This is a genomic window from Exiguobacterium undae DSM 14481 (assembly GCF_000620805.1).
In the GTDB taxonomy this organism is placed as follows: domain Bacteria; phylum Bacillota; class Bacilli; order Exiguobacteriales; family Exiguobacteriaceae; genus Exiguobacterium_A; species Exiguobacterium_A undae.
The window spans coordinates 888,035-900,319 of sequence record NZ_KK211187.1 but is presented as its reverse complement, the minus strand read 5'-3'; the positions used below and the strand labels follow the sequence as shown (position 1 = coordinate 900,319).

The following is a 12,285-nucleotide window of genomic DNA, read 5'->3' as shown; positions in this document are numbered from 1 at the left end:
TTTATTTGGTACAGTAGGAATAGAACCTGTAAGGAGGGGAATTTTAATGAAAAAACGCTATTGGATTATCGGTCTTGCAGCAGCTGTCGTTGCCGCTTTCGCAGTCAAGAAGGCTGTCGACAACAAACAATTATCTGCCGAGGAAGCGCTCGAAATCACGAAACGCACATTTTCAGCAAAAGGACGTGTCCAAGGTGCATGGATCTCTGCAACACCAGAGGCGTACGCATATGAGTCACGTGACTACCAGAGCTACAAAGGTGGCATCTCGGTCCTTGAAGGTGACGACGAAAAGACGTATCAATTCACAGTTGATGCGGAAACAGGTGCTTTACTCGAATACGCATAATAAGTGGACCATGCTTCGATTGACGAAGTGTGGTCTTTTTTTGAGGAGGAGAAGTTCCCCATGGAGACGCTCGCCACGATTTTTGTGCTCATCGTCGCGTTAGAACACTTTTATATTTTGGCGCTCGAGATGTTTTTCTTATCGTCTCGTCCCGCGCTGCGTACATTTAATTTAACGAAAGAAGCCGCCTCGGATCCACGCATCAAGACGCTGTTCGCCAATCAAGGATTGTACAACGGCTTTCTTGCCGCCGGTTTGATTTTCGGATTAATTCTCGGTTCATCCGCCGTGCAACTGTTTTTCCTCGCCTGCGTCATCATTGCTGCGCTTTACGGAGCCGCGACGGCCAATCTTTCGATTCTCTGGAAACAAGGTTTACCTGCAATCATCGCCTTTTTACTCGTTTTGTTTGGTTGAATGAAAAAACACCCGATGCGAGCACTTGGCTCACATCGGGTGTTTTGCTGTGTTTTGATCAACGCGGATTGTCATTGCGTTCGTAAATCGGATTCATGTATTCCGTAGTTGAGTACAAGCGTGGTACGACAACATACAAGATGACAGCTGGTACAGCAATCAATAAGATCATCAATAACATCGGTAACCAGTAGACTACTTTTTGTTTCAGGTTATCGGAATTACTGTCGATGTATCCTTTGACGCCATCGATTTTAGCCGCATCTGCATTCGTAAGTAATTTGCCGCTGTCTGCGTTAAAGAAATGGATCTCACGTTTAATTGTAATAAAGATGCCATCACGGACCGTTTCAAGTACAGCGATTCCGCCGATTACCTGTTCACCTTTTTCACCAGTGAATGTTTTTGGATCTTCAACTTCTACAGAACCTTTTTTATAATCGTAATGCGTACTCTTCAAATCCTCGTCAAGCGCTTTTTCCATAGCTGACGTATCAATCGCAGCGAATACCGATTGTCCGATACTCAATGCGAAAAAGAGTGCCGTTACGAAGGCTAAGCTTTTTTTCCACATCCCCAAATTCCCCCTTTACCTGTAAATACAGTTCTTCAGTCAACAACATTGTACCAATTAATAAGAAAAAAGTGTGAAAGAAATGCTAGGAAAATAAGAAAACTTTTTGTCTAAATTAATTATCGTATGTCGCTTCCATCCGATAAATCGGTTGACCAAGTGCTGAGAATCGTGCTTCGTATTCCGTTCTGACGTTATTTTCCGGCTCGTTGGCATGTAAATCAAGCGACATCCAATCAAATGTCATCCCGTAAGCAGACATCGTCATCAGACTTGATTCAAATAATTTCCGGTTATCCGTCTTAAAATGAATCTGTCCTTTATCCGGTAAAATGTCCTCGTATGTCGAAAGGAACGTTTTGTACGTCAAGCGGCGTTTCGCGTGACGCGATTTCGGCCAAGGATCCGAAAAGTTCAAATAGACGCGGGCGACTTCACCTTTTTCAAAGAAATCACGTAAGTCTTTGGCGTCAACTGTCAGGACCCGAACGTTTGCAAGCGGTTCTTCAACCAATTTTTGAACGATTGCGACCGCGACGCTTTCAAATAATTCAATGGCAACGAAGTTGACGTCCGGATACTGGATGGCCATCCCGGTGATGAAAGCCCCTTTTCCCGAACCGACCTCAATGTAGATCGGATTGTCATTCTTGAATTCGTTCGACCAATTGCCTTTTAATGTCGACGGGTCTGCTATATAGATGGAGGATTGTTCTTTCATATAATCCAGTGCCCACGGTTTGTGGCGTAAACGCATACTGCTCATCCTTTCGATTCTTAAATTATCCGCAGATAAGTTTATCATGATTTGGGTAAATATATAAGATGTTCTTGTTTCACACCAAAAAGAAAGTTCAGCAGATCGTCACTTGAGAATGACTGAGCAATCTACTACACTTACAGTACAAAGGTTCCTAAAAGGAGGTTTTAATGTTGGATGACTTCTTAATTACTTGGGCTTCTCCGATCGTTCTTGTCATGGGGGTAACTGCCCTCTTCGTCTGGGCGACGTTTGGTAAAGTCAACGCAGAATAAACGATACCGGATCAGACATCTTGTGTTCATCACAAGGTGTCTTTTTTACTTTCTGAACGATTGATCTTGGATTATCACTAAAACAGTTGTATACTTCCTGTGAAACAGTTTTTTAATTACAGCTATCGAACAACCAAAACTATTGGTAACGAAGGAGAATTGTAATGACAGAAAAACAAAACAGCGAAAAAGAAAATATGGTACAGAAGAAAACAGGTGCCGATTTAGTCGTCGATACACTGATTGAACAAGGGGTCGACTATATTTTCGGCATCCCGGGAGCAAAGATTGACTCCGTCTTCAACGTCCTTCAAGATCGCGGACCGGAACTGATTGTCGCACGCCACGAACAAAACGCCGCCTTCATGGCACAAGCCATCGGCCGCTTGACGGATAAACCGGGTGTAGTCCTCGTAACTTCCGGACCAGGGGCTTCGAACCTCGCAACCGGACTAGTGACGGCCAATTCGGAAGGTGACCCCGTTGTTGCGATCGCCGGTGCCGTGACGCGTGCCGATCGGTTGAAACGGACCCATCAATCGATGGACAATCAAGCTCTCTTCACACCAATCACGAATTTCAGTGCCGAAGTTCAAGATGCAGACAACATCCCGGAAGTCCTTTCGAATGCATTCCGGACTGCCGAAACAACATCCGGCGCTGCTTTCGTCAGCATTCCGCAAGACGTTGGTCTCAGTGAATCAAACGTCACTTCCTTTAAAGCAGTCCCGACACCAAAACTCGGCATCGCACCGGAAGAATGGATCAACGAGACAGCAAATCTGATCGAGAAAGCACAATTACCCGTCTTGTTACTCGGCATGCGTTCCAGTCAACCTCATGTCGTTCAAGCTATCCGTGCGCTGTTGAAACGCGTTTCGATTCCGGTCGTCCAGACGTTCCAGGCAGCCGGAACGTTGTCACGGGAACTCGAGTCTAATTTCTACGGACGTGTCGGTTTGTTCCGCAATCAACCGGGAGATGCCTTGCTCGCCGAAGCCGATCTCGTGTTAGCCGTCGGATATGATCCGATCGGTTACGATCCGAAGTTTTGGAATCAACCATCCCACGAACGGACTTTGATTCACTTGGATCAAATGCGGGCTGAAATCGACCATTTCTATCGTCCGGATCGGGAACTTGTCGGGGATGTCGCTGCAACCATCGACGCATTGGCTGATCGACTCAATCCGCTGAGCCTACCAACCGGTTCGAAGGCATTTTTACGCGGCTTACAACAACGCCTCGAGGAGCGGGATATTCCGCCGATCGTCAAGGATTCACCGTTAACACATCCGCTCTACTTCATGAAAACCTTGCGGGAACAAATCGCTGACGATGTGACGGTTACGGTCGACGTCGGTTCGCATTACATCTGGATGGCACGTCATTTCCGGTCTTACGAACCACGTCACTTACTGTTCAGTAACGGGATGCAGACGTTAGGTGTCGCCTTACCTTGGGCGATTGCCGCAACACTGGTTCGTCCAGGCAAAAAAGCCGTCTCGATCTCAGGCGATGGTGGTTTCCTCTTCTCAGCGATGGAGCTTGAGACGGCCGTCCGGTTGAATGCCCCGCTCGTCCATTTCGTTTGGCGCGACAGCGGCTTTGATATGGTGGCTTTCCAACAAGAAATGAAATACAAACGAAAATCCGGCACGTCGTTCGGTGAAGTGGATCTTGTGAAATATGCTGAAAGCTTTGGTGCAAAAGGCTTGCGTGTCAATCATCCGTCTGAACTCATCGCCGTCATGGAAGAAGCGTGGCAAACAGAAGGTCCGGTCATCGTTGATGTTCCAATCGATTACAGCGATAACATTACACTCGGTAAAGAAGTACACTTGGATCAACTCAACTGATAGGAGATGGATACGATGCAGCGTGAGGACACCTTACTTCAAATCTCGACGATGATGGCCTTGCTCGATGGTGTTTTTGAGAGCGAAACGAGTTATGCCTCCATCCTCGAAGGACACGACTTTGGAATCGGAACGTTTGATCACCTCGATGGTGAAATGATTGGTTTTGACGGTTCCTTCTACCAACTCCGGTCAGACGGCAGCGCACGCCCTCTTGACCCGGAGACGACCACTCCCTTTTGTTCACTGACACGGTTCACGCCGGAACAGACACTGTCCGTTGATCAGGAAATGACAAAACAGGATTTTGAACAGTGGTTGAGTGAACAACTCGGTACAATCAACAGTTTTTATGCTGTCCGGATCGAAGGACAGTTCAGTGAAGTCAAGACACGGACGGTCGCCCGCCAAGAAAAACCGTTCCGTCCGATCACGGAAGCCGTAGCCACGCAAAGCGCCCGGACGTTCGAGCAGACGGAAGGCACACTGGCCGGCTATTACACGCCCCGGTTTGGTCACGGTATCGCCGTCGCTGGTTATCATCTCCACTTCATCGACAAGGAACGAAGTGGCGGCGGCCACGTGTTTGACTATACGGTCAATCGCGTGACCGTCACGTTCGAAGAGAAACCGCGACTCGATCTTCGACTGCCGACGACAACTGCTTACCGCGAGGCGGATCTTGAAAGTCACGATATCGAACAAGAAATCAAAATCGCAGAAGGTTAAAAAAACGTGTGGACACAGTGATGTTGTGTCCACACGTTTTTTCGTGATCCGGTCCCAAAAAGAGTCAATCAACACTCATCCTTGATCCGGTTCAAGTAATTGTTCTAAAAAAAGATAACTGTCTTCAGCATCAGGATGCGCCGTATCTTCATACCAATAAATCGACAACACGGCTTGGGCAACAACGTACCAGTGCATCCGTTGTTTTAATTCAGCCGTTAGGGGATGACCGTAACTTGCGAACCATTCCGGCCAAAATTCCTCATCCACATAACTGTACAACATCATTCCGAGATCATACGCCCGGTCAGCGATGATGGCATCATCCCAATCATTTAGATACAAATGACCATCTGTCCCGATCAACCAGTTGTTATGGTTCAAATCCGAGTGGCAGACGACTTGTTCATCCGTTCTGACGTATGGCAACTGATCGGATAAATAATTGATCGCCTGTTCAATGAGTTGCGGTTGTGCGAGATCGTTCGGTTGGAAGTATAAACGACACTGCCGCAACAGTTCATCCGGCTCGATTGGTCGTTGATCCAGTTGTTGCAACATAAACAACAACTCTTTGGAATCATGAATCTTACCGAGCAATCGGGCGACTTCCGGTCGTTCCATCATCTCCGGCTCAAGTTCCTGTCCTTCGATGAATTGTTGCGCGCTGATGACATCGCCGCTGTAAATTCGTTTTGTCCAAAGCAGCTTCGGTACGATGCCGTCCGCTGATAAAATCGCCAGAAAAGGCGAGGAGTTTCGTTTTAAAAAGAGTTTCGATTGGCCGGTCGAAGCGATGTAGGCTTCTCCCGTGATTCCACCTGCTGGCGTAAGGGTCCAGCCTTCGCCAAGCGCATCTAAAATATCTAATTCCATTATAATCCGCTCAACTTTTTAGTAGATTTGCCTGAGGGCACAAAGTTTATCTTAACATGTTGCGATCGTTGTTGACAACGGAAGGACCGTGATCTGCGCGACACCTTTCTCAATCGGTGTGACGGAGGCATAGTCACCCTGAACATGTACGTTCCACCTGCTGTGATCGAGTGCCACCTCAACCGGCTCCATCGTCACATTGTGCACGACCAACGTCCGTTGCCAGGCATCATAGGAATGGACCGCCTCCACTTCGTAGGCGATGACACCCGGACGCATCGGCAAGAAATGAAACAGTTCTTGAATTTGATTGGCGCGATGAAGGCGGAATCCACCATGCATCCGGCGGATTTGTAAGATGTTTTTGAGGTACTCGACCATTTCAAAATGCTTGTCGCGTAACGTCCAGTCCAGTCGATTGATGGCATCCGGGGCATTGTAGCTGTTCTCGACCCCTTGTTTGGTCCGTCCGAACTCCTGTCCGGCATGAATAAACGGAATCCCCGCTGATAAAAAAATGATCGTTTGGGCAAGTCGACTCATCCGCAAACGGGTCGGTTCTTCGAGATCCGGTCTTGAAAGGAGCAATTTGTCATACAACGTATGGTTATCATGCGCCTCAACGTAATTGATCGAATAGGTTGGTTCCGGAAAACGCCCGTCTGTCTGGTGGGCAATCGTGACACTGCCCGCCATCCCGTTTCGAACCTCCCCTTCCCGCCAACCGTCACCGGAAATGAATCCCCGATCGGTTTCGCTAAACGTCGATCCCTTTAAAGCATCACGGAAGACATCGTTAAAATGGGCAATACCCGGCATCTGTGACGCCAAGGAACTGATTGCTTTTTGACGATACGGCAACGGCGTCGCCAAATCCCATCCTTCTCCGTATACGAGAATGGTCGGATCGATGACATCCAGTGCAGAACGAACGGCATTCATCGTTTCGATGTCGTGAATCCCCATCAAATCAAATCGGAAGGCATCAATCCGGAAAACTTCTGCGAAGTACGTCAAACAGTCTACGATCAGTCGTCTCATCATAAAACGCTCCGATGCTGTATCATTTCCGACACCCGTTCCGTTCGCGAGCGTACCGTCCAGTTCATACCGGAAATAATAACCCGGCACCAGATGTTCCAGTGCTGATCGTTCACGGATGTACACGTGATTCATGACGACATCAAACGTCACCCGGATTCCTGCCGCATGCAATCGTTCGATCATCTCGACGTATTCCAAAATCCGGACCGTAGGATCAGATGGATTGCTCGCATAACTTCCCGCCAGTGCGAACCACTGCTCAGGATCATATCCCCAGTTATACGGAAGGCGGCTTTTTTCTTCTGTCGTTGAAAAGAAATGAACCGGAAGCAATTGCATGTGCGTCACGCCGAGCTCAAGTAAATAATCCAGTCCTGTCGTCCGCCCTTCCGGCGAAACAGTTCCCGACTCCGAGACCCCTACATATTGTCCCGGGTGTGTTGAACCTGACGACGGATCAATCGTAAAATCACGAATATGAGCTTCATAAACAATCGCATCCGTCGGTTTGATCAGGATCGGTCGCTTTTGTCGTTTCGGAAAACGTTGTCGAATTTCATGTTCTACATCAAGCAACACGCCAAAACGTCCGTTGACACTGATTGCTTTGGCATAAGGATCGACGATTTCCGTCGTTCCGAGGTACGTCGTGACGCGGTAACGGTACAAGCAATGTTCGCGTTGACGCGGCAACACTAAACGGTGTACGCCCCGCTCTGCTCGAACCAGCTCAATTGTTTCCAGTTCTTCTTCTTCCGGCGTGTACAGAACACACTCAATCTGTTCTGCCAGCGGCGACCAGACATGCAATGTCATGGTTTCTTTCTGCATGACCAACCCTAAAGGTCCTTCGTAACTGTATCTGCTGTCGAACAATAACGTTCGGACGATTCGACTCGGACGGACACGGTACCGCTCCTGATTCATAAATACAACTTCATAACAACGCTCTATGTCAACGGAACGATCAAGTAGCAGTGTCAATGTGACGTGCCCGTCCCGTTCTTCCTGATTGCTGATTTGGTAGTCGATCGGCTGTCCGTCGGATATCAAAACAAAGTCTTCTTGCGAAAACCACGTCGTCGTCTCCATCGAGATGGTTTGAAATGTCATGAACTCGGCTGAGATGAGTTTGATTTGTTGTGTTCCCGATTCACTGTTTATCATCTGTTCGCGCGACAATCGGCGATCTTGTCGCTTCCCTCCTCATTCCCGAATCCGTTCGTTTTCTTGACTGTTAAGTGCCATCTGAAAGGTAATGGACGCCGTTTCCTTTAATATGTGTTCACAGACCCGCATTTGAAACGCTTTTGTATGCGGCGCGGACGCGTTCATTTTCCGCAACCACTCCGTGAAATCCACTTTACTGACATAGGTCGTTGTCGTTTCCTTCGGGATTTGATCAAAATACCCTTGCGAAGCGATGACGACGCGTTCGATCGGTAACATAAAGTCCACTCCAAGAATCGTCCGCAGGACATCTTCCGTCCGTTTCAAGCTGATCAACGGATTGACGATATTTTTTGGAGAGGCTTTAAAAGGCTGTTCCCGCCAAAGTTTGCTTCGTTTGATATGGTAGATACTTTCTTCTCCGTCCAGCCAATCGAGCACATAGATTGCCGACGGACCGACGATAAAAGGACTGAGTTCGACTTCACCTTGCTGATAATGAATGACGGCACGATAAAACATTCCGTACTGATCATTCAGCAGATGCAGCATTTGATAAAAATCCAGATGCCGTCTTAACGGTAACCGCCAAATGTCTTCTTCCGTCGCACCGCCGGCGACATAAATCAGCTTTTGGACTTCCACCCGTTTTTTATACCATTTCTCAAAAGCGGACTTCGAAATTTGTTTTCCGGGGACTTGAAACACTTCCGCTTTTTTAAAGGGTTGCCACCATTTTTTAGGACGGACGATGGTCTCACCCGGAAACAGTTCACCGGTCTCCCATTTTTTCAAGACGTTTGCATGATCCACAATCTGTTGTTCCTTAAAACGTTTTGAGACTTCCAACGGATTTCGTTCATACCGGCTTTCCAAATCATACAGTTTCATCAATAATGCCATCGTGTCACCTCATTGTTTCTTCCCGATTCGAAACCGTGTATCAGCCTGATAACGCGGTCGATCGGCGGGGCAAATTTTATAGAGAACGATTTCTTTCACCGATATGCTGAAAGAAGGAGTTTGTTCCGGTGGAAGCAGGGACACTTCTTGATTCCACTTTTTCGCCAGGGTGATGTGCGGAACAAACGGTTTAGAAGGCTTGGGATCCAGTTGAGCCGCAAGTTGAACTAACGTTTCTTCACGCCGCGGACCAACCGCGAACACACGAGGTCGCTCCGCCAGACCAAACCGTTCGAGATGATCCATTTCTAATGTAAAAGGAGAAATCGTTTGAGCGATTTCTGCCAGACGTTGTCGCCAATTCAGTAGCTCCGATTCTGTCAGTGCACCCAAAAATCGAAGGGTCAGATGATATTCATCCGGTTCGTACACCGTCTTGTAGTAATCATGCAATTTTAACGCAGACGCATACTGGGTCAGCGTTTCGTCCGCTGTCGAAAGAGCAATGAAATAATGTTGTTCCACGCGGATCACTCCTTGATTTTTGCGCTGATCAAATACAAACCAGCACCTAACAAGCTACTACCTGTATATACCCAAAATACCGCATAGATGGTACTTTGATCAAAAACAATCCCACTCATTAAGTTAAACAAAGCAGTCGCAAGACCTGTTGTTGTCGCCATATAGGTACTGACTGCCGTCGCGACCGTCGAAGGCGGAACAAGCGAGCGCACGTAGTCGAGCGCAACGGGAATCAGTAACCCGATGATCAGTCCTTGCAGGGCAGCGAGTAGCCATAACGTATAAATGGGTGGTTCCAGTGCCAAGATACCGGTTCGTAAGGCAGATAATAAAGAAACGAACACCAGGACAGGAATCGGACCAACCCGCATCATCACCCGTGTCGCAATACGCATGAATGGAATTTCACATAAGACTGCCACAAAAAATAACGTGCCGACGAGTGCCGTCGATTCCCCACGAATCGTCACGTAACTTCCAAAATAATAGTTATTCGCGAAAATCGGACCAAAAATCAGACTTCCCCCGGCTAAAAATAGTAAAAACCGTTTATTCGAAAACAGTTTGGCTAACGGTACGTGTTCGCGCGTGACAGACTCGACTGTTTCTTCTTCGATTCCGATCAGGACCAGGAAGCCGAGGACCATGGCTGCTCCACTCGCATAAAAGATGGCACCGAGTGTCCCCTGTTCCGTCACCTGCCCCAAAATGAACACGGCAAGTGCAAAACCGGCAGAACCAAACAAGCGTAAGGCCCCGTAATCCACTGACTTCCGTTTCGAGAATTCAATCGCCAACGTGTCGACGAGCGGAATGTGGGCACATTGGAACAGTGCCCACAGAGAAGCGATCAACAGCAATAAGAGATACACGGATGTCAGCAAATAACTGAGCGTCAAAACACCGGCCGCAAGCAAAGCGACAAGCAACAATCGTTTCGGACGACCAAACCGATCGGCTGCCATTCCCCATAACGGTTGCAAGACAATCGACAGGATTGGACCGATTGCGACAATCGTTCCAATTTCGGAAGCCGATAACTGAAACGCATCATTTGAAAAATAAAGTGTTAAATACGGAATAAGTGCACCTTGCGCAAAAAAGATGAAAAAATAGAGTGCTTGGAAATGATATTTTTGACGATGAATCACAATCGACTCCCTTTTAAGAATCAATCCCCCTATCACGATGGATGCGGGGGATTCATTTCATATAAAATTCACGGACAGACAAATGTCCGGTTGGTGCTTGTTGACGTCATTTCGCCAATTCGTAAATCGCTTCTGCATAAATGGCGACTGCTAACAGCAACTCTTCGAAATCGACATACTCATCGACTTGGTGCGCCACTTCTGGTCCACCCGGGAAGACCGGTCCAAAAGCAACACCAGCCGTCAGCGAACGGGCGTATGTGCCGCCACCGATGGCGATCAAGTCTGCTTTTTGGTTGGTCTGTCGTTCATAGACGGCACTCAGCGTGCGAACCAATTCATGATCCGGATCGACATGGTGCGGTGTCATATGTGTGCGTGTTTGTAATTCAAAGCCGTATGCGATCGCAGCTTCTTTGATCAGTTGCAACCGTTCCGTAAAATCGGCACTGTATGGATAACGAATGTTGATCGAAGCTGTTCCTTGACCGTTTTCGTAACGGAACACACCTCCGTTGATCGTCAAGTCTCCCGTTTCGTCCGATGCCGCAACCCCCAGCGCAACACCACGGGAATCACGGAACATATGCATCGCCATCTCGATGTAACGGCGACCGTTGTAATCCAGATGAAGTGTACTTAAGAAACGTGCCAAATGGAGCGCTGCATTTTTACCGTTGTCCGGCTCCATCGCATGCGCCGCGACTCCGATTACCTCAAAGACGAGTCCTTCTGCCGTCTGCTTCACGGTTCCCGTCAATCCTTGTTCTTCCAGATGCTGATGGAATGAATCTTCAATCGTGCCATACTCCGCGACATGAACAGTTGCCGTCGCATGTCCCGGAACCATATTCGGACGTTCTCCGCCTTCAAAATGGACGAGCTGGTAGCCGGTGTCCGCTGCTTGGACGGGTTTACCCTGTGTCAGCAAACCATCGTACAATCCTTTTTCCGCATTGATGATCGGGAAATCAGCGTCCGGTGCAAATCCAAGCGTCGGCATTTCTTCATGTTTGAAGTAATGGTTCACACAACGCCATTCGCTTTCTTCATCCCCGCCTGCAATCAAGCGAATTCGTTTGGAAAGAGGCAAACCTAACTCCTTAACGATTTTCAACGCATAATAGGCCGCCATCGTCGGTCCTTTATCATCGATTGCTCCCCGAGCGTACAACTTTCCATCTGAAAGCGTCGGATTAAACGGTCCATACGTCCAGTTATCGCCTCCGGCAGGGACGACGTCCAAGTGACATAAAATCCCGAGTAATTCCTGTCCTTGACCGTATTCAAGATGTCCGGCATAACCGTCGACATTTTTTGTGATGAATCCATCCCGTTCTCCGAGCGCAAGCATCCAATCGAGTGCGCGTTTGACTTCTCCACCAAACGGTGCCCCTTCTTGAATCGTCGTCTCATCGAGGATACTTGGAATCCGCAACAGATCTTTTAAATCGGTTAAAAGATCTTCGCGTCGAGCCAATACTTCTTCTTTCCAATTGACCATTTGACTTCTCTCCCTTGTCCGCTAATTCGTTCATCTCTAAGTATAGCGAAAATTTGACATTTACGAACATCCAAAATACTAAATCTTTTGTCATTAGCTTTTAAACGAACATTAACGTCATAAAAAAGACTCCTCATTCGTTAATGAGT

13 protein-coding genes are annotated in these 12,285 nt (G+C 47.8%); 5 read left to right on the top strand and 8 right to left on the bottom strand.

Features of this window, described 5'->3' with window-relative positions:
- Positions 1-46 precede the first annotated feature (46 nt).
- On the top strand, positions 47-349 hold the full coding sequence (locus tag P397_RS0105225) for a PepSY domain-containing protein (RefSeq protein WP_012371126.1): 303 nt from the start codon (positions 47-49) through the stop codon (positions 347-349).
- Positions 350-409: 60 nt separating this feature from the next.
- Positions 410-766 carry a DUF1304 domain-containing protein gene (locus P397_RS0105220; RefSeq protein WP_026832294.1) on the top strand — a complete coding sequence of 119 codons (357 nt, stop codon included), beginning with the start codon at positions 410-412 and terminating at the stop codon, positions 764-766.
- A 58-nt stretch (positions 767-824) separates the two neighbouring features.
- Here P397_RS0105220 and P397_RS0105215 read toward each other — a convergent pair whose 3' ends face one another.
- Together P397_RS0105215 and trmB are read right to left on the bottom strand one after the other, a co-directional pair.
- A complete protein-coding gene (locus P397_RS0105215; RefSeq protein ID WP_028105849.1) occupies positions 825-1,340 on the bottom strand; it encodes a hypothetical protein in 516 nt (171 codons plus the stop codon).
- Between the two features lie 115 nt (positions 1,341-1,455).
- Positions 1,456-2,097 (bottom strand): tRNA (guanosine(46)-N7)-methyltransferase TrmB, encoded by a 642-nt coding sequence (gene trmB / locus P397_RS0105210; RefSeq protein WP_026832292.1) that lies wholly within the window; start codon positions 2,095-2,097, stop codon positions 1,456-1,458.
- Between the two features lie 176 nt (positions 2,098-2,273).
- On the opposite strand from trmB, the gene cydS reads away from it, so the two are divergent.
- The 3 genes from cydS to budA all read left to right on the top strand — a co-directional run bounded on the left by cydS (position 2,274) and on the right by budA (position 4,963).
- A complete protein-coding gene (cydS, locus tag P397_RS18175) occupies positions 2,274-2,375 on the top strand; it encodes a cytochrome bd oxidase small subunit CydS (protein WP_404274631.1) in 102 nt (33 codons plus the stop codon).
- 164 nt (positions 2,376-2,539) lie between these two features.
- Positions 2,540-4,234: an acetolactate synthase AlsS gene (gene alsS / locus P397_RS0105200; protein WP_028105848.1), complete on the top strand. Its 1,695-nt coding sequence runs from the start codon at positions 2,540-2,542 to the stop codon at positions 4,232-4,234.
- Positions 4,235-4,249: 15 nt separating this feature from the next.
- The gene (gene budA, locus P397_RS0105195) at positions 4,250-4,963 is read left to right on the top strand and encodes an acetolactate decarboxylase (protein ID WP_035387581.1); all 714 of its coding nucleotides are present in this window, start codon (positions 4,250-4,252) and stop codon (positions 4,961-4,963) included.
- A 75-nt stretch (positions 4,964-5,038) separates the two neighbouring features.
- On the opposite strand, the gene P397_RS0105190 is transcribed toward budA, so the two are convergent.
- From P397_RS0105190 to pepV, 6 genes are all read right to left on the bottom strand, one after another.
- Positions 5,039-5,839, bottom strand: coding sequence for a phosphotransferase family protein (locus P397_RS0105190; RefSeq protein WP_028105847.1), 801 nt, complete (start codon positions 5,837-5,839; stop codon positions 5,039-5,041).
- Between the two features lie 51 nt (positions 5,840-5,890).
- Positions 5,891-8,050, bottom strand: coding sequence for a type I pullulanase (pulA, locus tag P397_RS0105185; RefSeq protein WP_028105846.1), 2,160 nt, complete (start codon positions 8,048-8,050; stop codon positions 5,891-5,893).
- 39 nt (positions 8,051-8,089) lie between these two features.
- Positions 8,090-8,956, bottom strand: coding sequence for a hypothetical protein (locus P397_RS0105180; RefSeq protein WP_026832287.1), 867 nt, complete (start codon positions 8,954-8,956; stop codon positions 8,090-8,092).
- A gap of 9 nt (positions 8,957-8,965) precedes the next feature.
- Positions 8,966-9,481: an RNA 2',3'-cyclic phosphodiesterase gene (gene thpR, locus P397_RS0105175; RefSeq protein WP_026832286.1), complete on the bottom strand. Its 516-nt coding sequence runs from the start codon at positions 9,479-9,481 to the stop codon at positions 8,966-8,968.
- Between the two features lie 5 nt (positions 9,482-9,486).
- Entirely contained in the window at positions 9,487-10,632 is a 1,146-nt protein-coding gene (locus P397_RS0105170; RefSeq protein WP_028105845.1) for an MFS transporter, read from the bottom strand.
- A gap of 106 nt (positions 10,633-10,738) precedes the next feature.
- Positions 10,739-12,136: a dipeptidase PepV gene (gene pepV / locus P397_RS0105165; RefSeq protein WP_028105844.1), complete on the bottom strand. Its 1,398-nt coding sequence runs from the start codon at positions 12,134-12,136 to the stop codon at positions 10,739-10,741.
- Between the last annotated feature and the right edge of the window lie 149 nt (positions 12,137-12,285).

Coding starts and splice junctions, on each gene's coding strand:
- P397_RS0105180 (WP_026832287.1), bottom strand. CDS start 8,956: ATGGCATTATTGATGAAACTGTATGATTTGGAAAGCCGGTATGAACGA.
- P397_RS0105220 (WP_026832294.1), top strand. CDS start 410: ATGGAGACGCTCGCCACGATTTTTGTGCTCATCGTCGCGTTAGAACAC.
- P397_RS0105190 (WP_028105847.1), bottom strand. CDS start 5,839: ATGGAATTAGATATTTTAGATGCGCTTGGCGAAGGCTGGACCCTTACG.
- P397_RS0105225 (WP_012371126.1), top strand. CDS start 47: ATGAAAAAACGCTATTGGATTATCGGTCTTGCAGCAGCTGTCGTTGCC.
- pepV (WP_028105844.1), bottom strand. CDS start 12,136: ATGGTCAATTGGAAAGAAGAAGTATTGGCTCGACGCGAAGATCTTTTA.
- trmB (WP_026832292.1), bottom strand. CDS start 2,097: ATGCGTTTACGCCACAAACCGTGGGCACTGGATTATATGAAAGAACAA.
- budA (WP_035387581.1), top strand. CDS start 4,250: ATGCAGCGTGAGGACACCTTACTTCAAATCTCGACGATGATGGCCTTG.
- alsS (WP_028105848.1), top strand. CDS start 2,540: ATGACAGAAAAACAAAACAGCGAAAAAGAAAATATGGTACAGAAGAAA.
- pulA (WP_028105846.1), bottom strand. CDS start 8,050: ATGATAAACAGTGAATCGGGAACACAACAAATCAAACTCATCTCAGCC.
- P397_RS0105215 (WP_028105849.1), bottom strand. CDS start 1,340: ATGTGGAAAAAAAGCTTAGCCTTCGTAACGGCACTCTTTTTCGCATTG.